Here is a 24,048-nt window from a genome sequence, read left to right as displayed (position 1 = left end):
AAAATATAGTAAGAAAGCCTGATCTATTACTAGGAGGAGCTTCAAATGCGGGACGTTTTGCTCGAGAAAATCGAACTCCTTCGACAGCGTATGGTATATATGGGGTTAGAGTTTGGGTTAGATCATCCAGATGTCCTCGAATACAGTATACAAATTGATCAACTACACAACGAACTGAACCAGATCGATCATAGTCTGTCTAAGGCAGGGAACCGGAAGAAAGCTTATAGATTTTATCTAATGGAAAACAATGCACATTTTGCATAGGAAGGGGAAACCCTTCTTTTTTATTTTGAAAAGAATGAACGCGTAAAGTGCAGGGGAACCTTGTGGGAAGAAGCGTTTCTTAGTAAACTGAATATACTGGTTGTAACAAGTGCAGGAATAATGAGCCTGTGAAGGAGGGAAAGAAGCATGATTACATTGACAGAGCGCGCCAGTCTGAAAGTAAAAGAAATGCTGGCAGCAGAAGGTAAGCCCGATGTGTTTTTACGGGTAGGTGTCAGAACTGGTGGTTGCAGCGGCTTTACCTACGGGATGGGCTGGGACGAAGAGATAAAAGAAGGCGACGAGACCTTCGAGCAAAACGGTGTGAAAATTGTTGTCGACAAGGACAGCTACCCATACATTAAAGGTACAGAGATTGATTTCAAGGAATCGATGATGGGCGGAGGCTTCTCCATCGAGAATCCGAATGCAGTCGCTTCTTGTGGCTGTGGATCTTCGTTTAAGACGGCACTCGCTGAAGGTAAAGCGGAGAAATGTGACGACTAAGGCCTTTTGCTAGTATTTGGTGATTAAGAGTAATAGAAACCTCTTTGACTTGTGCAGATATTGCGCATGAGTTGAAGAGGTTTTTTTGTTGGGAGTATTCGGTTAAAAAATTTCCAAATCGTGTCACAAAATGACGCCTTTGTTTGTTATACGTGCGAATCGGAGGTGAGAGGGATTGGATCATAACGAAATGGAGCAAGCGCTAAAGGAGGTCAGAGCCGGGGATATCGACCAATTTGGTTTGATCATCGATGCGATGCAAAAGCCGTTGTTCGTGTACTGCTATCACATGCTGGGACACCGACAGGAAGCGGAGGATGCTGTCCAGGAGGTTTTCTTGAAAGCATTCGAGCAGCTGGACAGCTATCGGCACACTGTTTCTTTTTCGGCATGGATGTATAAGATTGCGTATCATCATTGTCTGAACCTCTTAAACAGAGCGAAGCTGAATCGTGTGTTCACTTTTTTGCGAGCGGGGATTCAGACGGTCAGTCGCCATGAGGGAGAAAAGAAGGTAGAAGATACGGAGTATTTGAACAACCCTCTTCATGTAGCAATAGCAAAGCTATCTGTAAAGGAGCGTAATCTCCTGATTTTGCGTGTGGTGGAAGACCGAAGCTACGACGAGCTGGCCTTGTTGTTTGATACGAAGCCAGCTACGCTGCGCAAACAGTATGAACGGGCATTGAAAAAGTGCAAATTCTACATGCTCGTGAATGAAGGCGGTGATAGACATGACTCGATCTCAGCAACCCGATGATTGGAAACAACAGTTAACTGCCGCCGCCGATGATTTCGATGTCAAGGAACAGGTTCTTCAAAAAATGAAGGAACAAAAAATGAGGTCGGAGGGGAAGCAAGTGAAAAAAAGATGGGGATTACTTGTCGCAGCGATTCTTGTGTTTGGGGGAACATCCGCTTATGCAGCCATGAAGGTATACGAATTGAAGAATGAAAAAGGGGAAGCCGTTGTAAAAGTGCAGCAGACTGCTACTCCACAACCGCAAAGTAAATCTGGAAACTGGAAGAGTTTTCAAGATGTAAGGGATTCGCTTAAGCCAGGAGAGGGAGCAGCTGTATACATGGCTGGCCCAGACAATCCGAAAAAACGTGTTTCTTTCACCTATATTCCTGTTATTCATGAATCCACACCGCCACTACAGAAAGAAGTGGGGAGCTTTTATGAGGTACCAGCTGAGCTAGCGGGTGGTTACAAATTTGTAAATGGGCATGTAAATTACCCATTTGATTATAGCCAAGCAGAATTATTCGAAGAAATGTACAAGGAAGCAGAGAACGAGAAGAAGCAAATCGTTGTGCGAAAGGTATCTCCTAAGTCAAATTTTGATAGAGTCTATACGTTGTACAAAGGGAGTGAAGGAAAAGAGCGGGACGGGGACGTATACATCGCCATCACGAATTTTGAAGGTGTGAAATACATCGAGGAAGAAGCAGGACAGGATGCCATCGTAGAAAAAGTGAAAGTGCAAAACTATGAGGGACTGTATATAGCTGGCAAGCTAATGGATGGAACCGAAGAAAAGGTCGTAAAGGTCTATCAAGAGGACAAGAATAGACTCATCGAAGTGGTTGCCATGAATCCTGTTCTGACGAAAAAAGATTTACTGATGATTGCCCAGAATTTAAAATAGATACACCTAACCAAAAATGTAACATTTATCCAGATGCGCGCGTATTTACAAGAGCAGCTCCTTATTGGAGTCTGCTCTTGACTTTTTTAAGGAAAAAGCATGAGTAAGGAGTGAAAAAGGTGGCTGATGTTACGCAAGAACAAAAAGGCTTACAGTGGCTATTGCTGGGGGCATTTGGGATCGGCTTACTGTTTGACTGGATGTTTTACGGTAAAGGATTTGGCATCTCTTATCTATTGTTCGTAATCGGCTTGTATGGTCTTTTTATTTGGCAGGCTAGGCAACGCATTCCTATACGCTTTTCTCGAAAGCAAGTATTCGACTGGATATGGACGCTTCCGATTTTTCTATTGGCCTTTACCTTTTTTCTATTTTCCAATCCGCATTTTCATCTGTTCAACCTGTTATTGATTCCGTTTTTATTCGTGATCCAAACGATTCTGATCACCAAGCGTCATCAAGCGAAATGGTATGAGGCAGGCTTTTTCATGGAGATGTTGGAGATGCTGCTCCTTTTCACCCCGAAGTATATGCGGATGCCTTTTCGGTTGTCAAAGGAATGGATCAAGGGTAGGGTGAACCAGGAGAAGTATGGGGTGATGAAGAAGGTTTTCATCGGAATCGGCATCTCGGTGCCTCTGCTGGTGATTGTACTCTCCTTGCTCTCGAATGCGGATAGTGTGTTTGGACATTTTCTGGGTCAAATACCGCGAAGGGTCATTGATGTCCATTCACTTGAAGCAATCTTTCGAATGATGCTAATCGCGATCATTACGATCCTCGTGTTTGCTTACATGTATTCTCTTTTCGGGAAACGAGAAGAAGTAGTGGAATTGCCTGTGCCTGAAGAAGAAAAGAAGATCGTCTGGGACGGGGTTATCCTTGTAACGATTCTGGCGATCATCAATATGGTGTACACAGCGTTTACATACATTCAGATATCGTATTTGTTCAGCGGGGCGAAGCGAGTTTTGCCAGATGAATTGACGTACGCCGAGTATGCTAGAAATGGCTTCAATGAGCTGGTGACGGTTACTGTTATTAATTTCTTGATTCTCCTATGTACGATGCACTTTGCATCACGGGCAAAACCAATGCTCTACCGGATCATTCAAGTTCTGCTGAGTATGCTGACGATTTGCACAGGTTTCATGCTCGTGTCCGCCTATTTTCGCCTCTCACTGTATGAGGATGCTTACGGGTATACGCATACGCGGCTGTTAGCTCACGTTTTCATGATCTTTCTGTTTGTGTTGTTTATCATTGCTCTCTTGAAAATTTGGCGCGACGGTTTCTCCCTGATCAAGTATTACGCGATTGTGACACTAGTGAGTTACGTCATTCTGAATTACATCAATATGGACGTCATCATTGCCAAAAACAATGTACAGCGCTATCATGCGACTGGACACATCGACATCGAGTATTTGAGCGAGCTGTCTTATGACGCCATACCAGTGGTTATAGAGCTTGTGCGGGATAAAAAGGTAGAAGAGAGGTTTATGGAGATGCTACAGGAGCGAAAAGAGATTTTGTATGAGGACAATAGCTGGCAGTCCTTTAATCTCTCGGAGTATCGTGCAAAGGCTTATCTTCCATGAAATGAATGAGGGCGGAGACGAGGTGATCTATCGTCTCCGTTTTGTTTGGAACCAAAAGAGGTAGAACAAGACTCCTCCTGAGATGATGATGACAATAACAATAACTATGGCAAAATAATCATTCCAATTGAGATTTGCTGAAGGGACAGGCACTGTACCAGACCCCAATACTTGCAAGTCTTCTCCTGCATCTGCTTTGAGGACTGTTCGTGTACAGATGTTGGTTTCTAGCTCATTTAGCTCCCCATAAGACGCATAGACAAGATATTCTTGCCCCAATTGAAAAGGAATGCCACATGCGCCTCCAAGCCCATCGGTGACAATCAAGACTTGTTGCTGATCTACTCCTTTCCAAGTGGACTGTACCTCGAACATAACGTCAAAACCTTCCCGAACTGGTTTATCCCAAAACGAAAGCATACCAATCCAGTCTGTACGCTCATTCACCTGTAGCACCTTCCCTGTAAAAACAGCAGCAGACAAGTCCTTTGCCGTTAGTGTGTCGGGAGGTCTGGCACAACTACAGGCTGACGCAGGGAAAGGGTGGATGAAAAAGGTAAAAAGAATCGCTATCGAGAAAAGAACTGCTATGGTACCACGATTTTTTTGAAGCATCATGACTGATCCACTCCTATTAACCATAAGACGGGTGAGAAGGGGAATTGTTCCAAAATGATGACGACGATTGTTTTGTGTATCCTGATGGGAATGATATTTTTGGCCCACTCTCCCAATATAATCTCATTGATTCACAGTGAGAGTTTGAAAGCTGACCTTCTCTTGACCGGACATACTCATGGGGGACAAGTTCGCTTGTTCAATCGGACTATTGGTGCCTACAAGCATTTTCATGTCGGGCAAAAAGAGGATCAATCCGTTGGCGTATTTGGCATCAGTCGCGGGCTTGGTACTTCAAGACTGCCAGTCCGGCTGAATTGCTTTCCAGAGATCACGGTATACGGGATCAATCGATCATGAGCGCTCGTGTTCATCAATCGTTCCCCAATTCGTCACTGTTCGTTCACACGATCCCAGATTTTGGATTGATTTCATCGAGTAAGATGGAAGTGTAGAAAAAGAAGAAAGAAGGGGTCATTGTGAATAAGAAGTGGGGTCTGTTGGTTTCTTCAGTTGCATTGTCTGCAATGTTGATTACAGCATGCGGCGGAGGCAAGGATCAAGCTGCTAGCACGGATGCAGCGGCTCCTGCAGCGACTACTGGCACACAAGTGAATATCGAAGCTAGTAACTGGAAATTCAATCAAGAAACCTTTGAAGTAAAAGCTGGCGAAGAGTTCACGCTCAACTTCAAGTCGACAGAAGGCTTTCACGGTATTGGTATCCAAGGGCTGGATGTAGAGATGCAAAAAGATGGCAGCAAAACGATGAAAATCGATACAGCTGGTGAGTACACTATCTTTTGCAACGTGATCTGTGGACCGGATCATGGAAAAATGGTTGCAAAATTAGTCGTGAAATAATTCGATTCTCTTATTGGAATATAACAACAAACAAGCACTTTGGCCTGCATAGCGGGTCAAGGTGTTTTTTCATTTCAATGGTAGGGACATACTACATGGGTAGCCACTCACGAGTAAGGGAGGGAACCACATGTCCAAGCACAACAACAAAGACAAACGTCCAACAGAAGCATCCGCCGGCTCACGCAGCACTCCTCCGAAAACGGGAGAGAACACCGGGCATAATTTGCGGAAAGAAGATCGATCGTAACAGATAGGCTTAGCAGCAAATAGGCAGAAGTCCTCCCATGACGGAGGGCTTTTTTGCTCGTCATATACATGTTTTCGCGATTTTTGCACAAGGTAAGGAGGAAAAGTTTTCAAGTCGGTGATGCGATCCAAAAAGGAGATGAGTGACACTGGATAAGAAACACTACTACGTGACCTTACAAGCAGGAACGACAGTGGCAGAAATCCGTGATGAAAAAGGCTCTGCCACGTACGATTTTGAGATCGAAGCGACCGATGTTCAAGTAGGCATGATGCGAGACTTGTTCAATAACTGCGTCCATGGGGATTTCATGATGTGGATGCATGGGCATACACTATGGTCTGACATGCCGGATCGGGACAACGACGAATACGATGACAACCTGAGGGCCATCTACCAACTCATTTATCAGTATGGCACCGAAAAAACAAAAAGTGATCTCGAGCAAATGGGTCTTGTAAAGCTATTGGGGCTGGATAGAGAAGAGTTGCGCCCTTTTTAACGGATCAATGATAGACGTTTTCTACCAGAAGGAGTGAATCGTATGAAGATGTGGAAGCAAGGAATGATGACAACAGCGCTGGTAATGGGTCTCGCCATGCCAGGGGTTGCGTTGGCCCAAGATGTATCGGCAACTGTTGCCCAGGTGATCAAGCCGACTCACAGCCATGATGAGCATGGAGAGAAGCACATGAAGGTGCGAAACAGCTCCAACAGAGGCGTTCATCAAAAAATGTACATGCTCTTGCTAGCGGAAAAATATGCACCGGATAGCGTGGAGAAATGGCAGGCAACGTTTAAAGAACGTGATCGTTTAATGAGCGAGTTCGAGGCGCTGAGTGACGACCCGAAGTGGCAGGCGAAGCGTGAAGAACGGAAGCAACTGATTAACAAGCTGAATGAACAGGTGAAAAAGGGCGAAATAACCAACGAACAGATGGAAAAGCAGTTCAAGGAATGGAAAGACAAAAACATGGGGCCAAAAGAAGAGCGTGACGCCCGAAAAGCTCGGATCGAGCAAATGAAAAAAACACACGAAGCTTTTGACTCGGCGATCGAATCTGGCGATACAGCCAAGATTAAGGAGTCACTTCAGCAAATGCTAGAACAAATGCATGCAAACAATTCTCGCATGGCGGAAAAGCTGGCCATGAAGAAAAAATAACGTTTCGAACAAAAAAAGGACGTGACCGACTTACTGGTACGCGTCCTTTTTCATATCGGTTACAAGCATAGCGGGGGTCCATTCATCCAGGAAGACCACCTGTTCGGTTTGGCAGGAGGGACACCAGCCTGTATGGACGCATTGGTGGCGCGTACGATCTATGTAGCCGTTGTCCATCTTGGCATCGTCTATCTCCCGGTACGGGCTGTAGCTCCCATAAAAGTCATACAGACGGCCTGCATCTTGCAGAGCTTGACCGCACGTTGAACAGGTTTGTTGGAGCGGTGTAAAGCCATTGCAAACTGGGCAGAGATGATTCAAAGCGTAATCGCCTCCTCGTTGTTGCTTCTACTGTGCACGCCAACAAAAGCGGTTATGCAATGGAATGAAAAATCCCTGTCGCAGCCAACGGAGGCACAACAGGGACGAAACATTTTTACGATTTGAAGTTGTCCATGCTTGAAGAATGACCAGGCTGCAATTTGGCATCCGGATTAAAGTAGGAAACCGCGTTGTTTACAGCGGTAGGGGCCTCACCAAATCCGACAGCGATCAGCTTGACCTTACCAGGGTAGGTTGCGATGTCGCCTGCTGCGAAAATGCCTGGAATGTTTGATTCCATGCGGGTATCGACCACGATGGAGCCTTTTTCGAGCTCCAGCCCCCAGTTCTTGATCGGACCGAGAGAGGAGATGAAGCCGAAGTTGACAATGACTGCGTCGACTTCCAGATCGACTTCTTCTTTTGTTGTGCAATTGGCCAGCGTGAGTTTTTCGATGCGCTCCTCGCCGTGCAAAGCTGCAATTTCGTAAGGTGTCGTGACGTTTACTTTGGAGGACATAAGCATTTCTACGCTGTGTTCATGTGCGCGGAACTTGTCTCTGCGATGGATGAGGTATACTTCTTTTGCGATAGGTTCTAGCATGAGGGACCAGTCCAGAGCGGAATCACCGCCGCCAATAACAGCTACACGCTGTCCCTTGAAGGAGTTCAGATCGGTAACAAAATAGTGCAGATTGGATTTTTCATATTTGACGGCATCTGGGTGTTCCAGCCTGCGAGGTTCAAACGCTCCTACCCCAGCAGTGATGATTACGGATTTGGAGTAGTGAGTGCCTTTGTCCGTTGTGATTTCAAACACATCGTCTACTTTTTTTACGACATTTTCCACTTTCTCTTCCAGGCAAACGGTTTGCTGAAAGCGGGAAATCTGATCTTTCAGATTATTGATCAAATCTTGTGCTAAAACCTTTGGAAATCCGGCTACATCATATATGTACTTCTCCGGATAAAGAGCGGATAATTGCCCACCTAGCTGGGGCATGCTCTCAATGATTTTTACACTGGCCTGCCTCATCCCGCCGTAAAAAGCGGTAAATAACCCGGCAGGGCCGCCACCAATGATCGTAATGTCGTAGATTTGCTCGTCCTTTTGCAGAAAATTCAATCCAAAGCACCTCCGAATTAATCGTAAGCGAACTCCTCAACCATTATAACCCATACAAGTGGAAAAACAGGAGAGAAAATTCGAAAGATGATAGGCAAAAAACCCTTGCAAATCCAATCGGCAGCCGATAAGATGAGGATGACTGTAAAGAAATTGTCACATTTTTCTACGTCTGACTTTGTGCATTTTTTCACAGAGTGGTTCGGATGGCAATACAGGGCAATAATTCCGATACTACAAGGATCATGAAATGGGGCATCTTAATAGGTAACAGACCACGTGAAAAATCGCACAATCTTCCTAAAGTTACCATGAACTATGACATCATACATGATTGGAAGGGATACTGATGGGTACACCCAAAATCCTGATTCTTGGCGCTGGATACGGTGGTTTGCTCACAACGTTGCAGCTACAGAAAAAGCTCAACTACAATGAGGCAGAAATCACCTTGGTCAACAAGCACAACTATCACTACATCACGACTTGGCTACATGAGCCGGCTGCAGGTACAGCACCAGCGGATCATGCTCGCGTCAGTCTGGATGGCATCTTGAACAAGGACAAAGTCAACTTTGTCAAAGGAACGGTGCAAGCCATTCAGCCAGAGGAGCAGACCGTCACGCTCCAAAATGGCGAGGTGCTGGCGTATGACTATCTCGTCATCGGATTGGGTAGCGAGCCAGAAACTTTCGGAATTGAGGGACTCAAGGAGCATGCGTTTAGCATTCGCAGCATCAATGCAGTCCGCAATATTCGCGAGCACATTGAATACATGTTCTCCAAATTTAAAAATGAGCCGGATCGTACGGACTACCTCACGTTTGTTGTGGGTGGAGCTGGCTTTACAGGTATTGAGTTTTGCGGAGAGCTCGGCGATCGTCTGCCAGAGCTGTGCCGAGAATTTGATGTCGATCCTGAACTGGTGAAAGTCTACTGCATTGAGGCAGCACCAACTGCATTGCCTGGCTTTGATCCAGAGCTGATCCAATACGCAATGGATGTATTGGAGAGAAAAGGCATCGAGTTCAAAATTGGAACGCCGATCAAGCAGTGCACCCCGGATGGCGTGCTGTTGGCTACCGGAGAAGAAATCAAATCGAAGACGGTGGTTTGGGCAGCAGGTGTTCGCGGCAACAGTATCGTGGAAAAAGCAGGCTTCGAAGTCATGCGAGGTCGCGTCAAGGTAGACGAATATTTGCGTGCGCCTGGTCATGAGAATGTTTTTGTGGTAGGGGATTGTGCCTTGATCTTCAACGAAGAAGGACGTCCTTACCCGCCAACTGCGCAAATCGCGGTACAGGAAGGCGAGACGCTGGGTGAGAATCTCGCTGCCTTGATCCGTGGCGATCTCCCTCAAAAATTCATCCCGCATCTGCAAGGGACACTTGCCTCTCTTGGAAAAGGTGAGGGCATCGGGCAAGTTGGTTCGAAAAAGCTGTTCGGCAGCACAGCAGCCATGATGAAAAAAGCGAGCGACCTGCGCTACTTGTACAAAATTGGCGGCGTCGGTCTCGCACTGAAGAAAGTAAAGCTGTAAAACGATGCGTCACGCGAGCATTCAAGTCCGGGGGCTCATGGTCCGCGAAGAGATGGATCGGTACAATGCCTTGATGGAAGTGGGAGCTTTTCTGGAGGAACAGGGGCGACACGATTTGGCATGGCATGTACAGCGTGAAGTAGATATTCTCATCCTGCCTGCCATCGACCGGCTCAAGGAAAAGGGCCGCGAGAGGGATCGGGAAAATCTACGATACATGATCGATAATGGGCTCCTTGATGACGAGGATGATTGATAGGTACCCCCGGCGAGGAAGAGCCGGGGGTTTCGCTTAGCTAGGACGTGGAAGGAGCGAGCTAGATGCGGGAAGGGAAGGTTTGGCTAGGCGCCTGCGGGATTGTTATCCGCGGGCAAGAAGCACTGGTTGTCAAAAAAACGTACAGCGGACTAAAAGGACAATGGTCATTTCCTGCGGGATTCGTGCAGGAGGGCGAGACTGTAGATGAAGCAGCAGTGCGTGAGGTGCTGGAAGAAACGGGTGTCGAGGCAGTCGTACGACAAATAGCGGGAATCCGTTCTGGCGTCATTCGGGAGTCCATTAGCGACAATATGGTCGTTTTTTGGATGGATTACATAGGTGGGGAGCCGCGCCCGCAGGAAGGTGAGATCGCGGAGGCGAGATTTATGCCGATACAGGACCTGCTTCAAGACCCGCTGTCATCGACTTATTTGAAAATCATATTGCCGGACTATATCAAACGTGAGCAAGGAATGACAGGTCAATCATTTGATATCGATCCCATTTTTCAATACACATCCTATAAAATCTTTAAGTAATACTGCGAATAAGCTAGATAAACCGCAATGTTTCCGCTTACATTGCGGTTTTTTTATGGTTTTTTCGCAATGAACTGTATTGTGAACCAAGGGGAAATTCTGATATAGTTAGATACATCAAAATAATCTGAAAATACATGCAATTAATTCTCACGCATGTATGCCGAAAGGGGAGCTCAACATGAGACAAAAACAAGAACAGTGCCCGTACTGCCACGGCCAAGGGTATTTCCAACTGCTCCTGGGGGGCTCGGAGAATTGTCCTAACTGTGACGGAGCTGGTACACAGGAAGCTCAGAAGGAAGCTGTTTCTTTTCATCAATAGTGATTAAGGAACCTCGCATAGAAACCGTCGAAGCGAATGCATCGGCGGTTTTTTCTGTCAGGCCATACACATACGATAGGGTTCTCTTATTGACCGATCCCTCGCCTTTTTGCTACACTTAATACCGAAAATAGCCCGTCTTTCCTGTATTTGCCGAAAAAGTGGCAAAAGGTGGAGAAGGTGGCAGGAGGTCTTTTTCGTCGATGAACTTGATGCAATTTATGGTATCCATTGTTCTGTTCTCCGTGCTAGGGTTTGGCATTGGGTTTATTTTAAACATGATTTTGAAAACAACATGGTTTCCAGTTGTGATCGGCGTGGGTGTAGTTGTAGGTGCGCTTGTCTATCAACAAATCGTTCCGGGAATATGGGATTCGCTCATTCTGGGTTGCGGCATGGCAGGTACAGTGGCGAGTGGCTGGACCATTCAAACGCTTCGCAAAAAAGGATATCGGATGTTTTAATCAAGTACAAGCAGGCCTTTGTTTCGGGCCTGTTTTTCTTTTGGTATTTTATTGGAAAAACATATAACTGACTGAATATTTCTGTAATCAGCCAAAATTTGTGTATACTTTCCTCCTCGTCGGGACATGACTAGAAACGAGAGGAGGTTTACCAAGAAATGAATGGAAAGCAGTTCGTAAGTATCGTCGCGCTGTTCATCCTGGTCTTGACGGCCTTCGCAAGCGATGGATACAGCTATAATGTTGTGGGAGACCACGGAGTCTCATCCACTTTTGGAATCAAGGAAATGAAAGAGGGGCAACATGTCGTCAAAAAACGGACGGTATCAGCCAGTTCTCTTACTCAAGTGATTGATAAAGCGGATGTATTTCACGATCAATATCCAAAAGTACGTGTAGTTGCGACCGGCTACTATGCTGGATACGAGTCGACGGGCAAAAATCCATCTCACCCGTCCTATGGCATTACATATTCAGGTGTAAAAGTTCGTAGGGACGACTATTCCACGATTGCAGCTGATCTGCGCGTTTTCCCGCTGGGGACCATTTTGTACATCCCCGGTTATGGATATGGCGTTGTAGCTGACAAGGGTGGAGCGATTCGCGGCCATAAGATTGACCTGTATTTCGAGACCAAGCAGGACGTATTCTCACAATGGGGGAAAAAATCGGTGGACGTGTATATCGTAAAAAAAGGCGAAGGCAAAGTAACGGAAGCTTTTCTGAATAGCTTGAATGAAAAAGGAATCGCAGCCATGGCGGAACCCGTCAGCGGCCAACAACAAACTGAATAGCAACTAACGAAAACAAATGGATGCCGCATCGGTGGCATGAAAGAAAAAAAGAAAAAACGTTCAAGGCACAGGCTTTGAACGTTTTTTTTGTCATTCTGTATGAATCAAGTCAACTAGCTTCTCCAGTCCTTCCAAAATGCGAGGAGAAGGGCGGCAATAAAGGCCCTCTTCCAACAAGTGGACCTGATTGTTACGAATCGCAGTCATGTTCATCCACTCTGGGCGGTTTGTGATCATGTCAGGCTTGATTCGCTTCAGTTCAATTCCGCACCAGACGACACAAATATGATCGGGATCGCGTTCCATGACCATTTCTCGGGTAGCCTTGACGTTCGCGACAGGATAATCTGCAAAAATATTAGTGGCACCCGCAATCTCACTTACATCAGTCAGCCAGTTTTCCTGACCAGGTGTGTAGATGGGATTCGGCCACCATTCCCAGTACAGCTTCGGGCGTTGAGCGTACTTCGCGGCCTTTTGTCGGATGCTTTCAATGGTTTCGTCAAATTGAACCGCAAGCTGCTCGGCTTGCCTCTGTGTTCCTGTTGCCTCACCGACGAGTCGGATATCCTGAGCGATTTCTGCGATCCGGGAAGGGTTCAGGACGATATGAGGAATGTCTCTATCGCGCAGTGCCTCTATATTTTTCTCCATGCCAGGAACAGAGAGTGACGCTACGACCAGATCCGGTTGGAGGGCAGCGACCAGGTCCATATCGATTGTCAAATCGGGCCCAACCCGGGGGAGATGCTGCCACTCCAGCGGCCAGTCAGAGTGATCATCCAATCCGACGACATGCTCATGCAGGCCTAAATAATACAGGATTTCGGTATTGCTGGGACAGATGGAAACAATGCGCATGGGAGCCCTCCTTTAAAAAAACGGATGGAGCAATAACGCAATCATGACGCCTAACCAACCGCCGATCAAAACCTCGATCGGTTGATGACCGAGTAGTTCTTTCAGTTTTTTTGCTTTTTCCTGGCTAGGTCGTACTTTTAACGATTTCATTCCTTCTAACAGGTGGTTGAATTCATCGACCAGCTTATTTAAGACAACGGCTTGCATACCGGCATGGCGGCGGACACCTGCGGCATCAAACATCACGATTACGCCGAGAATAGCGGAAATAGCGAACATGTTGCTGCCGAAGCCTTCACGCAGTCCCACGGCTGTGGATAGTGCCGTCACCGCAGAAGAGTGGGAGCTGGGCATACCGCCTGTACTCATGAGTAGTGACCATTGCCACGTTTTCGTTGCAAAAAAATGGAGGGGAATTTTGATAAATTGGGCGATCCCTATGGCTAGCAGTGCTGCCCATAAGGGGAAGTTTTCAAAAAAATCCGCCACGGAAAATCCATTCCTTTCTACTGTGCGCTTATCTCTAGGATTATTGTAACAGAAGGGCGTTGTCTTAATCCGTGAAGTTTTTGTTTGGATGTAAAGTCATTGCCAATCTGTGTTACCATGAAGACGGAAGGTTCGAAACGGAGGCATGCATCCATGGGGTATCCCGAGCAGTATTTGCAGTTCATTGAAAAATTCAATGATGGAGAATACTACGAATGCCACGATCTGTTGGAAGACATCTGGATGGAAGATAAGTCAGACAAGTTTCTGCAAGGATTGCTGCAATTGTCAGTCGGACTGTATCACCAAGAGTACGGCAATATAAAAGGTGCTCGCTGGATGTTAGGCAATGCACGAAAGTATTTGACCCGTTACCAGCCAGTTCATTGGGGACTGGACGTAACAAGAGTTCTTCGTTACATAGATGAATGCGAGAAATTGTTGCCGGAAAAGGATGTCATTTCTTACACAGAGGCAAAAGCCATGACGTTTCCACCCTTGCGCTTATATGTCGACACATCATGTTAAACAAATGTGCCCATATAGTATCCTACCACACAGAAAGAGGGAAGAGTATATGAAAGTAGCAGTAGAAAAACGCATACAGCTTGTGAATATTGCGTGTGATGAACTGATTGTTCCGCTGTGGAAGGGTGAGGAGATTTCGCAAGTATACCCGGAATTGGACGAAGCTTTTGGAGGTAGTCTGAGTGGTTTGCAGCAGGACAAGGAAGTTACGGGTGAGGCAAAGGAAATTACGGTTGTTCACGGAATGAGCAACGTAGCTGCGAAAAAACTGTTGATCGTCGGGATGGGTGAACCAGGGAAATTTGATTTCGTCGCAGCCCGAAATGCATGGGGACGTGCAGCCAAAACGGTTGTGGGAAAAGGCAAAGGCAAAACAGTAGTCATTGATTTGCCAACAACAGAGCATCTGAGTGCTGATCGTCTGGCGCAGGCAGTGACAGAAGCCTTTGGACTTGCCGAATACAATTACGAGGGCTATCGTCAAAAGCCAAAGCGTGAGTCTGACCCAATTTCGACGGTGCAAATTTTGTCAGCAGATGCCGATGCTTCATTGGTACAGGCAGGTGTTGCACGTGGTTCGGCGCTCGTATCCGGGACGAATCTGGCGCGCACGCTCGTCAATGAACCAGCTAACTACTTGACTCCACGCGCTTTGAAGGATGCGATGGTCGAGGTAGCAGAGCGCTATGGCATGACTGTGGAAGTAATGGAAAAAGCGAAGCTGGAAGAGCTAGGGATGGGCGGAGTGCTTTCTGTAGCACAAGGCAGCGAGCTTGAGCCTTACGTTGTGGCAGTCAAATATCAAGGAAGAGACACGTGGGACGATGTCATTGGCCTGATCGGTAAAGGCGTGACATTTGATACAGGTGGAATCTCCATCAAGCCAGTAGCTGGCATGGAAGACATGAAGTCGGACATGGGTGGAGCGGCTACAATGATCGGCGCATTGGAGGCACTGGGACAGATTAAACCAAAAGTAAACGTACTGGCTGTCGTCGGTACCGTGGAAAATATGCCATCCGGAACGGCATTCCGTCCAGGGGATGTCATCACGACCATGAGCGGCAAAACGGTAGAGATCATTACGACAGACGCAGAAGGTCGCCTCGTACTGGCTGATTGCATCACCTATGCAAAAGAGCAAGGTGTGTCTTGCTTGGTGGATGCCGCTACCTTGACAGGTGGTATCGTGGTCGCGCTCGGTCATTTCTGCTCTGGCGCCATGACTAATGATAAAGTACTGTTGGATGAACTGATGAAAGCTGCAGACGTGGCAGGTGAGCGTTTGTGGCAGCTCCCTACCTTCGATGAGTACCGCAGCCTGAACAAGAGCCGTTTTGCCGATTTGAAAAACTCGGGTGGACGTTATGGCCACGGTATCATCGGTGGTGTTTTCCTGCAAGAATTCGTTGGCGACACACCGTGGGTACATCTGGACATCGCGGGTACGGCGTACACAGCAAGTGCTGGCGACATGCAACCAGCTGGCGGTACCGGAGCGATGACGCGGACCATCGTTGAATTCGTTTCCAGTCGTAGTAAATAAGAGGTAGTTCAACTTCCCATTTCAAAATAAAAAGGAGTGTTTTCACATGGCTCAAAATCCAAGCAACGAAGCACGTCGTCAACTGCTGGAGGATGCAAAAACGATCGCAGTAGTGGGGCTGTCCAACAAGCCGGACCGTACCAGCTATATGGTATCGCAAGCCATGCAGAACGCGGGCTACACGATCATCCCGGTCAATCCTGTCATCGCGGGTGAAACGGTTTTGGGTGAAAAAGTATTGGGGAGCCTGACTGAGATAGATCAGCCAGTAGACATCGTCAACGTGTTTCGCCGCAGCGAAGACATGATGCCTGTTGCAGAGGAAGCATTGAAAATGCAGAACAAGCCAAAAGTGTTCTGGATGCAACAGGGCATTGCCAATGAAGAAGCAGCAAAATTGGTTGCAGATCAAGGCATCGAGGTTGTGCAGGACATGTGCATCAAGGTAGATCACGCCCTTTTGCGGGTTGGAAAATAAGAGACTGACAATCGAGGGAGTGGAAACAACATGTTTATCAACCCAGCGGCAGATACCAAGCGCGATCGCATTCCACCGAATCAAAAACAGACGACAGGCTTTCCTGTCCTGCACTATGGAGAGGTTCCGGAATATACAGATCTGTCTACGGAGTGGAGTTTTCGCCTTTTCGGTCTCGTCGAAGAAGAAGTGACGCTGGCCTACGAACAAATGATGGCTCTGCCAAAAGGCGGCACGACCAACGATATTCACTGCGTGACAGGCTGGAGCAAGCTGGACAATGAATGGGAAGGCATTCCGGTGGAGGAAGTTCTGAAGCTGGTGAAGGTGAAGCCGGAAGCGAAATACGTCATGCTGCACGCTGAGCACGGATGGACTGTGAACATTCCGCTGGTCGACTTCATGAAAAGCGGTAATCTGTTCGCCACGAAACATAACGGTGAAGACTTGACCCCTGAGCACGGCTGGCCGATGCGCTTCGTCGTCCCGCATCTCTACTTTTGGAAAAGCGCCAAGTGGGTGCGTGGGATTGAGTTTATGGAGAAAGATAAGCAAGGGTTTTGGGAGAAGAATGGGTACAATATGTATGGCGATCCCTGGAAAGAGCAGAGGTTTGCTTGGGATTGATTTGAGAAAAGAGGCGGTGATGATCCGCCTCTTTTTTGTTTTAAAGGATTTAATTTCACAAGCTACTCGTCTTATTCCATCTAAGGCTTCGTCATACGACTCTATGACAAATTCGAAAACACGGTATAACAAGTACAAATGATACTACCTGACGAATGCCGGGATCCTACAAGAAACGTTTTTGAATGGCAAACTGCTAAAGCAATCGAACTTGATTCTGAAATCCTTATTTAGGATTGGCTCAAAATGTCATGTGGCCCAATTGTGGACATAATTTCTATGTCGGCCGAGCGGTAGCACCACAAATACCAGAGTTTTTTTAACTATGTTCTCGTAACCATTCGTGTTTGACAGGAAGAATGCATTTACAATGTGGTACATTGAAACGTTTGAATGTCAAGTGCAGCTTAACAATTTGTACGCCCCAAGTAAAAGGCGAAGGGACGTGCATAGTTGTTACGGAGGGATCATAGTAGCAAATAACCCGCTAGGCTTAGTGTCTTAGCGGGTTATTTTGGCTTTTACAGTGAGATCACAGTCACGTAGCTAAAAATGAATTGTATTTTTTGTTTGACAGGAAGAAAAAGGGAATTATTATATAATTATGGAAGCGTAGAGAAGGTGAGAGAATACCTGATTTTACGTGTTGTTATTTCCATTAACTGTATGCAACAATTTAAAAAAGGAGCATAAAAATGAATAAAAAAAGAGTATTTGGTTTAGTCTTACTAGGAGCTTTTTCTTTAACCAATGTAGCATATGCGGAATTGACGAGGGGTGATGCATTTTTTGATACTACTCCAACATCAAGTTATGTCAAGGACATTGATACCTATATCACTGCTTCAGTTTCAGATGAGAAACTACTAGGTGCTGTTACTGAAGCTATAGAAGACTATGAGGGTATTTCTGGAGCTAATATTAACTATGATACATCCAATGCGTCTTCTTCTAATTACGATTTGAGGGTTACTGCAGGTCAATATGGATTGGATTATGCTGGAGAGACCCGCTTATATTATTTAGACAGCAATGATAATTACGAAAGACATTACGGGACTGAATCTTGGGATAGAGTGAAAATAATTCTAAATCGTGAATATATGGATTACTATAACTACAGTTCTGCAAACCGCAGAAAAACTACAATTCATGAATTTGGTCATGGACTTGGCTTAGTCCATCAAGCGTCTAATTCTATAATGGAGCAAGGAAAGTTGAGCCTTACTGATCCTACGACATTAGACGAAAATAATTTATCCTGGAAGTACTAGGAGAAAGCAGGTGGAGTTATGAAAAAATTAATCGCTGTTTCTGTTGCTACAATTGCTTTGTTAGTAGGAGGAGCATTTTCTTATAAAGAATTAAACACTTCTGAAAAAGATTATCGAGTTGCTATGAATCAAGCCGATTTTATTTTGTTTGAAAATATCGAAGAGGTTGAAAAGTACTCGGGCTATATAGTACAAGTTGAATTTACTGGAAAGAGATCATTAAAAGAATGGAATCTTGGCGAAGGTGATGTAAAAACTGCTTCAGAGTCCGAAGTAAAAATACAGAAGGTTCACAAGGGAAGTCTTGAAGAAGGAGATACAATCTCTGTATATGAGCCTGCTTATTTCGAGGGTGATGTTTTTGATACAGTTGAAGGCTATAATCTCATGAATGAAGAAGGTACCTACGTATTATTCTTGAGAGATACAGGTGATAAAGCAGGATATGCAATTATCGGAATGTATCAAGGTAAATATGATATCAGTGCAGGTATGCAGAATACAAAGGCTAAAAAAGCACAACCAACTGATACTTACCGTAGTTTAGAGGAAAGTGAATATTTTGGTGAAAATGTTGAGCAGTTTAATAAATTGAAGAAAGAAGTTTTAGAGAAGTATAATTAGCTATTAGTTAAATGGTTGCTAACTCATTTGTTGAGTGGTTCAATGATCGTGGAGTAGGGAAGAATTATTATGTAATAAATAAAGAATTTAACAAAGGTCCATTTACAAGCAGAAAAGATCACATTGTTTATACTGCTATTTCAGACTTTGAAATTATGGAGTATGATAAGTGATTTATTAATTTATCTAACTAAGCACCCACGTGGTGCTTTTTATTTTGGAGGTGGGTGAAATGTAGTGCCTCAGTATGTCGACCGGAGCTCAGTCACTCGGACACGTATTTTTAATTGCACCACCTTCTAAAATGAAGATATGGGGAAAGCAAGGCGAGTGACGTCCCGCTGATACAGGTCACTACCTTGCCATTATGTAAGCTTTTTCGCACGTGGCTTGACAATTTGTCTTAAAAAAACGAGTGAGATCAAAAATAGATCAGCATCGAAAAATCCTCGCTATCTGTGCAGATGCGAGGATTTCCATTCATATCGTTATGCTATGTTATGCTAACTTAAATGTACCTGTAATTTCCTGAAGCTCCTGTGCCAGTATATTTAGAGATTGGGTTGAAGCTGAAATTTCCTCCATTGTAGCCAACTGCTCCTCAGAGGAAGCGGCAACCAACTGTGAGTTCCCAGCTGTTTCTTTGGAAATCCGCTCAAACTCAGAAACAGTAGCAGAAATCTCTTCGGAACTGGCTGACATCTCTTCTGCCAAAGCTGATACCTCTTGAATTTGATCGGTGACGTCCTGGATTTTGTTTACTATTTTCTGGAATGATTCACCTGCCTCGTGGACGACGCTGATCCCAGATTGAACATTTTGGTTTACTTTACTCATCGTGCCTACGGCATGGTTCGTATTGTTTTGAATCTCGTGAACCAAGTGTGCAATCTGTTTTGCTGATTCCTCCGATTGTTCAGCAAGCTTTCTTACTTCATCAGCCACAACAGCAAAACCTCTTCCATTCTCTCCCGCTCTGGCAGCTTCAATCGCTGCGTTTAACGCCAATAAATTGGTCTGCGAGGCGATGCCGGTAATCACATCTACGATTTTGACAATCTCTTCAGAGCGTTCACCCAAGAATTTTATGACATTGGTTGAGGTATCTACAGCCTCTTTGATTGAGTCCATCTGCTCGACAGCTTCTCGAATCGAAGTATTCCCTTGTATCGCTTCCTCCGAAGCCTCTGTGGAGGAGACAGACACCGTATAGGCTGATTCTGCAATTTTTTGGATGCCTACTGCCATTTCTTCCACGGATCGCGCACTCTCCTCTGACCCGTGAAGCTGTTGCTCCGCGCCATTGGCTACTTCCTGAATCGCAGTTGTAACGACAGTAGTGGCTTCCGCTGTTTGTTCCGCGCTAGCTGCCAACTCTTCCGAGCTCCCTGCTAAGGAAAGGGCATTGTCGTTAATTTTGCTGACAACGGTACGCAGTCCAGCGATCATTTGATTAAAATCTTTGGTAAGTGTCCCAATTTCGTCCCTGGATTGATATTCTCCGAATACGGTAAGGTCGCCAGCTTGGGCCCGGCTCATCAGTTCCTGTATTTTTTTTACCGGTTTTGTAATCATATTGCTAATGACAACACCAATTACCGCTAGTAGAATAACAAACACGATGACAGCAACAAGCATGAAAGTAGCTTCAGTTTCGGCATTTTGCTTGTTTTCTGCATTGACCTTCCTTGTATCATCGCTCATGTAGTCCGAGAATTCCTTCATCACATCGAAGGTCTCTTGCTGCACAGCGTAGACTTTTGTTAGGTAATACTGATAGGCTTCCGCGTTCCTGTTGGTTGTAGCAAGTTCTATTGTTTTATTTCGTTCAGTAACGTAAGCCTCATACAATCCCTTGAATTTCTTGAACAGCTCGCTTTTCTTCTGATCGAAAGCGATGTTGTCCAGATCGGCTATTACTTTTGCATTATCATTTTTCACTTGTTCAATATTGTCTATTAATTCTTTATTCCTTTTCTGGTCTGTGGTAACCATTAGTTCCATAAAATAAGAGGCATTGGTCTGCATATTGGTGCGGATCTTGCTGATCGACTCGACAGCATAAAAGTTTTCGTTATACAACGTTTCCGAGCTTTCGGCCACATCTCTTGTGGAAATGTACCCAACCCCTCCGACTGCGATCAACATCATTAATGCTAGGACAATAAGCGTAAAGATTTTGTAATACAACTTCAAATTTCGAAAGAACATCCGCTCTCACCTTTCTTATGAAAATACGATATGCTTGTTGTTTTCCGCTATTTTTGAAACTTTAAACATTATTCGTAGACTGCTAAAGTCGATAACACCGACGGATAGAAGCAACGACTGACCGAGGAGGGCATTTTTTAACCTGTTTAATGGTTACACAAGTATATGTACGGCAATCCCTGGAAAGAGCAGAGGTTTGCTTGGGATTGATTGAAAAAAAGTGGAGAGGCACCTTCCTTATTTTTAGGGAGGTGCCTTATCTTGTTTGTATATTCCATCACTTCAAAGGATTGAATCTTGCTCAAAGCTACATAGTCTTTTCGAGAGGAAAAAAATTCTTTTTCATGGCCACTGATCATTTTTATAACAAACAATGCGTCATCATATTAATTTTCAAGCTATAGACTTCAGAATTAAAGATATGATTTTATCTTTTTACCGACAGTCTTGCTTTATTGAGGAAACGGATGACCCTGGAAGAGGAGTCAGGAGTCCAAAGAAGTAGTAAGGCAGACATGAAAAAAATATATATTGGAAATATTTACAATTAATTATATATGTGATAATTTATATATTGTAAAAAATACCAAAATATGGAGGTTTTACCGTTGAAAAAAATAGCTTCCTTATTTACTGCTATCGCTATTCTTGTATCTGTAGCTCCTATTTCTTCATTTGCTGCTCCCCAAAATGCTAGCACACAAGCTCTGAAAAATTATACTTTGGAAATTAAGACATCTGATGATCAAGATTCAGGCACTGACGCTAATATTAAAGTCACGATAAGAGGTTCAAAAGATTCTTTCACAAGAGAGATTAATGGTAGCTTTGAGCGAGGTGATCTTGAAACGTTTTACATTTCAGGAAAAGACGTTGGAGAAATTAGATCAGTTACTTTAATTCAAGATGATAATGGCCATAAGTCAGACTGGAAAGTTGAATATGTTATCCTGAATAATTTGAAAAAAACGGTGAATTCATGGGTGGGACTAAATGGAAATTCTGGTAGTCTGGACATTCCTTTAAGTTAAAATATTGGTCAAGCCCCTGTTGCTCAGCTATTAGTCTGGGCAACACTGCTGTAGTTACATTAGTAAATGTACGGTGACTCGCAGAAAGAGCAAAGGTTTGCTTGGGATTGATCATACAAGTTAGAGGGGCGGGAAACCGCCTCTTCATTTGTTTTATTAAATTCACATTCATGCCTCAACAGCAATATCATGATCAAGGGCATTTGCATAGTATGCACCACGTGCATTTTTTAGCCTTTATTGGTGTTTGGCGTGAAGCATTTCGATCAGGGAATGGCTGCCTGTATTCCTGTAAGAAAGGGTGAATCCAAATTGGCCTGCCCATTTTTTCAACCCTCAGTCGAATATAATACGGGAGGAACATCTCCTTCCAGCATTACTTCTGCAGATTTTAATGGAGACGGTTTAATAGACCTGGCTGTAGTGGATATTGGGTCCAACGATGTTTCTATTCTTGTCAACAATGGGTCCGGCGTGTTTTCCGTATCGCAAACGATACCGTTCAATACTTTGTTCCCTGGGTCTTTATTAGGGCAAATTGCAGCAGCAGATTTTAATGGAGATGGCTTCATTGATTTGGCTGTAACGGATCAAACTCCCAATGACCGAGTTTTTATCCTTTTGAATAACGGGGATGGCACTTTTGCTGCACCTGTAGCTTATAGTACAGGTGTGTTTCCTGCTGTTTCGCAATCTTTTGCAATTGCTACAGGTGACTTTGATGGTGTAAACGGTGTGGACTTAGCTATAGCAAATGTAGGCCAAATTACAGGAACTAGTTTCATTACTGTCTTGTTGAATAATGGATCAGGTGTATTTACCATGGCGCCAGGGAGTCCATTTGACACTAATCCTGGTTTGGCCCCTTTTGATATTGTAGCGGCTGACTTTAATGGAGATGGGAGACTTGATCTGGCCACTGCCAATCGAGACACGAATGATGTAACTATATTTAGTGGGAATGGGAACGGTACGTTCCAAACTCCTGGAGTGAGTTTCTCTGTACTTCCAGGGGGATCATCCCCCATTAGCCTTGTAGCTGCTGATTTAAATGGTGATGGGTCTATCGATATTGCTGTCGGGAATATTGCTACGAGTAATGTAACCGTCTTTCTAAACGATGGATTCGGTTCTTTTACAGAAGCAGCAGGAAGTCCCTTTACCTTGGGCGCTAATGCATTTCCTTTTGATATAACAGCGGCTGACTTTAATTGTGATGGAGTCATTGATTTGGCTACCCCAAATGCGGGTTCCGATAACGTTTCTGTACTCATAAACAACGGGTCAGGAGGGTTCTCGACTCCCTTTCAGTTCCCTACAGGAGCAGGTCCTTTCAGCATTACAGTAGCTGATTTTAACGGAGACGGAAGAGTTGACATTGCTACTGCAAACGAGGATTCGAGCAATGTTTCTGTTTTGCTCAATGGATGCGTGCAGCCACCAACCTGCCCACCTGACATGGTAGTACCCTGCCCTATCGTAAACTATCCAACACCTGTTGCCACCTGCCCCGGAGTCACTGTTACCTGTTCTCCGCCTTCTGGCTCCCTTTTTCCAGTGGGAGACACTGTTGTCACCTGTACGGCACAAGATATATTTGGCAATACGGAAGTATGTTCATTTACCATCACGGTTATGGACGAACCTCCCACGATCACTTGTCCTGAAGACATCACAGTCCCTGTTTTACCTGGGCAAACGTCCGCTACTGTTACCTATGAAGTCACTGCCACTGATACTTGTGGGGTAACCTCTATTACCTGTCATGGGATCACACGGTCTTTTTCTCCTCCTGCCCCATTTGCAGTTGCAACCTTTACCATGGACTTTCCTGTAGGAATGACGATGCTCACCTGCACAGCCAGAGATCAGTCAGGAAATATGGCCTCTTGTAGCTTTGTGGTTACCGTCACTTCTGGAGTCTCTAACAGTATTCAGCCAGAAATCATTCGAGTAAAAAAAGTGTATGATTGGGTAGTCTTTCAATCTAATTTTAGGCTCATACTGGATTTAAATCGTAGTCATGATGATCAAGGAAATCAAAAATGAACCCGTCTCCTTACAAGGGACGGGTTTTCTTAGTTGTTT

Annotated in this window: 29 protein-coding genes; 23 read left to right on the top strand and 6 right to left on the bottom strand. The window is 45.0% G+C overall.

All coding sequences use genetic code 11. The features are described from left to right. Nucleotides 1–45 precede the first annotated feature (45 nt). From HPY27_RS17485 to HPY27_RS17465, 5 genes are all read left to right on the top strand, one after another. Complete coding sequence (locus HPY27_RS17485; RefSeq protein ID WP_017251347.1) at nt 46–267, top strand: aspartyl-phosphate phosphatase Spo0E family protein; 222 nt, start codon at nt 46–48, stop codon at nt 265–267. 147 nt (nt 268–414) lie between these two features. After that, nucleotides 415–774: an iron-sulfur cluster insertion protein ErpA gene (gene erpA, locus HPY27_RS17480; protein WP_017251346.1), complete on the top strand. Its 360-nt coding sequence runs from the start codon at nt 415–417 to the stop codon at nt 772–774. A 175-nt stretch (nt 775–949) separates the two neighbouring features. Continuing rightward, nucleotides 950–1,534: an RNA polymerase sigma factor gene (locus tag HPY27_RS17475; RefSeq protein WP_174225564.1), complete on the top strand. Its 585-nt coding sequence runs from the start codon at nt 950–952 to the stop codon at nt 1,532–1,534. Then, nucleotides 1,509–2,426, top strand: coding sequence for a hypothetical protein (locus HPY27_RS17470; RefSeq protein ID WP_174225563.1), 918 nt, complete (start codon nt 1,509–1,511; stop codon nt 2,424–2,426). The genes HPY27_RS17475 and HPY27_RS17470 overlap by 26 nt, the downstream gene beginning before the upstream one ends. Nucleotides 2,427–2,545: 119 nt before the next feature. Beyond that, nucleotides 2,546–4,027: a DUF4153 domain-containing protein gene (locus HPY27_RS17465; RefSeq protein ID WP_174225562.1), complete on the top strand. Its 1,482-nt coding sequence runs from the start codon at nt 2,546–2,548 to the stop codon at nt 4,025–4,027. A 27-nt stretch (nt 4,028–4,054) separates the two neighbouring features. Here the strand turns inward: HPY27_RS17465 and HPY27_RS17460 are convergent, their stop codons facing one another. After that, nucleotides 4,055–4,645 (bottom strand): hypothetical protein, encoded by a 591-nt coding sequence (locus HPY27_RS17460; protein ID WP_174225561.1) that lies wholly within the window; start codon nt 4,643–4,645, stop codon nt 4,055–4,057. 54 nt (nt 4,646–4,699) lie between these two features. Between HPY27_RS17460 and HPY27_RS17455 the strand changes: the two genes are divergently transcribed. The 4 genes from HPY27_RS17455 (at nt 4,700) to HPY27_RS17440 (ending at nt 6,923) form a co-directional block, all read left to right on the top strand. After that, nucleotides 4,700–5,005, top strand: a complete 306-nt coding sequence (locus HPY27_RS17455) for a metallophosphoesterase family protein (protein ID WP_254612920.1) — start codon at nt 4,700–4,702, stop codon at nt 5,003–5,005. A 119-nt stretch (nt 5,006–5,124) separates the two neighbouring features. Further along, nucleotides 5,125–5,508, top strand: coding sequence for a cupredoxin domain-containing protein (locus HPY27_RS17450; RefSeq protein WP_174225560.1), 384 nt, complete (start codon nt 5,125–5,127; stop codon nt 5,506–5,508). A 392-nt stretch (nt 5,509–5,900) separates the two neighbouring features. Continuing rightward, the gene (locus HPY27_RS17445) at nt 5,901–6,260 is read left to right on the top strand and encodes a hypothetical protein (protein WP_007716752.1); all 360 of its coding nucleotides are present in this window, start codon (nt 5,901–5,903) and stop codon (nt 6,258–6,260) included. Between the two features lie 42 nt (nt 6,261–6,302). Continuing rightward, a complete protein-coding gene (locus HPY27_RS17440) occupies nt 6,303–6,923 on the top strand; it encodes a hypothetical protein (RefSeq protein WP_174225559.1) in 621 nt (206 codons plus the stop codon). A 30-nt stretch (nt 6,924–6,953) separates the two neighbouring features. Here the strand turns inward: HPY27_RS17440 and HPY27_RS17435 are convergent, their stop codons facing one another. Next, nucleotides 6,954–7,244: a hypothetical protein gene (locus HPY27_RS17435; RefSeq protein WP_017251338.1), complete on the bottom strand. Its 291-nt coding sequence runs from the start codon at nt 7,242–7,244 to the stop codon at nt 6,954–6,956. A gap of 115 nt (nt 7,245–7,359) precedes the next feature. Next, entirely contained in the window at nt 7,360–8,370 is a 1,011-nt protein-coding gene (locus tag HPY27_RS17430; protein WP_017251337.1) for an NAD(P)/FAD-dependent oxidoreductase, read from the bottom strand. A gap of 349 nt (nt 8,371–8,719) precedes the next feature. Here HPY27_RS17430 and HPY27_RS17425 point away from each other — a divergent pair, with 349 nt between their 5' ends. From HPY27_RS17425 to HPY27_RS17400, 6 genes are all read left to right on the top strand, one after another. Further along, nucleotides 8,720–9,910, top strand: a complete 1,191-nt coding sequence (locus HPY27_RS17425; protein ID WP_174225558.1) for an NAD(P)/FAD-dependent oxidoreductase — start codon at nt 8,720–8,722, stop codon at nt 9,908–9,910. Nucleotides 9,911–9,914: 4 nt separating this feature from the next. Then, a complete protein-coding gene (locus HPY27_RS17420; RefSeq protein WP_017251334.1) occupies nt 9,915–10,166 on the top strand; it encodes a hypothetical protein in 252 nt (83 codons plus the stop codon). 65 nt (nt 10,167–10,231) lie between these two features. After that, on the top strand, nt 10,232–10,708 hold the full coding sequence (locus HPY27_RS17415) for an NUDIX domain-containing protein (protein WP_026043309.1): 477 nt from the start codon (nt 10,232–10,234) through the stop codon (nt 10,706–10,708). Between the two features lie 181 nt (nt 10,709–10,889). Further along, nucleotides 10,890–11,033 carry a YuiA family protein gene (locus HPY27_RS17410; protein ID WP_238144523.1) on the top strand — a complete coding sequence of 48 codons (144 nt, stop codon included), beginning with the start codon at nt 10,890–10,892 and terminating at the stop codon, nt 11,031–11,033. Between the two features lie 203 nt (nt 11,034–11,236). Beyond that, nucleotides 11,237–11,497 (top strand): YuiB family protein, encoded by a 261-nt coding sequence (locus HPY27_RS17405; RefSeq protein ID WP_017251331.1) that lies wholly within the window; start codon nt 11,237–11,239, stop codon nt 11,495–11,497. 158 nt (nt 11,498–11,655) lie between these two features. Then, nucleotides 11,656–12,291, top strand: coding sequence for a 3D domain-containing protein (locus tag HPY27_RS17400; protein ID WP_017251330.1), 636 nt, complete (start codon nt 11,656–11,658; stop codon nt 12,289–12,291). 90 nt (nt 12,292–12,381) lie between these two features. On the opposite strand, the gene HPY27_RS17395 is transcribed toward HPY27_RS17400, so the two are convergent. Together HPY27_RS17395 and HPY27_RS17390 are read right to left on the bottom strand one after the other, a co-directional pair. After that, nucleotides 12,382–13,152, bottom strand: coding sequence for a cobalamin-binding protein (locus tag HPY27_RS17395; RefSeq protein ID WP_173622960.1), 771 nt, complete (start codon nt 13,150–13,152; stop codon nt 12,382–12,384). A 12-nt stretch (nt 13,153–13,164) separates the two neighbouring features. After that, nucleotides 13,165–13,641, bottom strand: a complete 477-nt coding sequence (locus tag HPY27_RS17390; RefSeq protein WP_015892987.1) for a divergent PAP2 family protein — start codon at nt 13,639–13,641, stop codon at nt 13,165–13,167. Nucleotides 13,642–13,794: 153 nt separating this feature from the next. Between HPY27_RS17390 and HPY27_RS17385 the strand changes: the two genes are divergently transcribed. The 6 genes from HPY27_RS17385 (at nt 13,795) to HPY27_RS17360 (ending at nt 18,718) form a co-directional block, all read left to right on the top strand. Then, nucleotides 13,795–14,169: a DUF309 domain-containing protein gene (locus tag HPY27_RS17385; protein ID WP_017251328.1), complete on the top strand. Its 375-nt coding sequence runs from the start codon at nt 13,795–13,797 to the stop codon at nt 14,167–14,169. Between the two features lie 49 nt (nt 14,170–14,218). Then, the gene (locus HPY27_RS17380; protein WP_174225557.1) at nt 14,219–15,715 is read left to right on the top strand and encodes a leucyl aminopeptidase; all 1,497 of its coding nucleotides are present in this window, start codon (nt 14,219–14,221) and stop codon (nt 15,713–15,715) included. Between the two features lie 46 nt (nt 15,716–15,761). Further along, on the top strand, nt 15,762–16,193 hold the full coding sequence (locus tag HPY27_RS17375) for a CoA-binding protein (protein ID WP_144619450.1): 432 nt from the start codon (nt 15,762–15,764) through the stop codon (nt 16,191–16,193). Between the two features lie 30 nt (nt 16,194–16,223). After that, a complete protein-coding gene (locus tag HPY27_RS17370) occupies nt 16,224–16,820 on the top strand; it encodes a sulfite oxidase-like oxidoreductase (RefSeq protein WP_174225556.1) in 597 nt (198 codons plus the stop codon). Between the two features lie 695 nt (nt 16,821–17,515). Then, nucleotides 17,516–18,094 carry a zinc metalloprotease gene (locus HPY27_RS17365; protein ID WP_017251324.1) on the top strand — a complete coding sequence of 193 codons (579 nt, stop codon included), beginning with the start codon at nt 17,516–17,518 and terminating at the stop codon, nt 18,092–18,094. Nucleotides 18,095–18,112: 18 nt separating this feature from the next. Further along, on the top strand, nt 18,113–18,718 hold the full coding sequence (locus HPY27_RS17360) for a hypothetical protein (protein WP_017251323.1): 606 nt from the start codon (nt 18,113–18,115) through the stop codon (nt 18,716–18,718). 498 nt (nt 18,719–19,216) lie between these two features. Here HPY27_RS17360 and HPY27_RS17355 read toward each other — a convergent pair whose 3' ends face one another. Further along, a complete protein-coding gene (locus HPY27_RS17355; RefSeq protein ID WP_174225555.1) occupies nt 19,217–20,929 on the bottom strand; it encodes a methyl-accepting chemotaxis protein in 1,713 nt (570 codons plus the stop codon). A gap of 608 nt (nt 20,930–21,537) precedes the next feature. Between HPY27_RS17355 and HPY27_RS17350 the strand changes: the two genes are divergently transcribed. Continuing rightward, nucleotides 21,538–21,960, top strand: coding sequence for a PLAT/LH2 domain-containing protein (locus HPY27_RS17350; protein ID WP_017251320.1), 423 nt, complete (start codon nt 21,538–21,540; stop codon nt 21,958–21,960). Between the two features lie 252 nt (nt 21,961–22,212). Beyond that, nucleotides 22,213–24,009 (top strand): FG-GAP-like repeat-containing protein, encoded by a 1,797-nt coding sequence (locus HPY27_RS17345; protein WP_371814336.1) that lies wholly within the window; start codon nt 22,213–22,215, stop codon nt 24,007–24,009. Nucleotides 24,010–24,048 lie beyond the last annotated feature (39 nt).

Origin of the sequence: Brevibacillus sp. HB1.1 (assembly GCF_013332445.1) — a bacterium.
GTDB classification, from domain to species: domain Bacteria; phylum Bacillota; class Bacilli; order Brevibacillales; family Brevibacillaceae; genus Brevibacillus; species Brevibacillus porteri.
The sequence above is the reverse complement of the archived record's forward strand: the minus strand, read 5'-3'. Positions and strand labels throughout refer to the sequence as shown.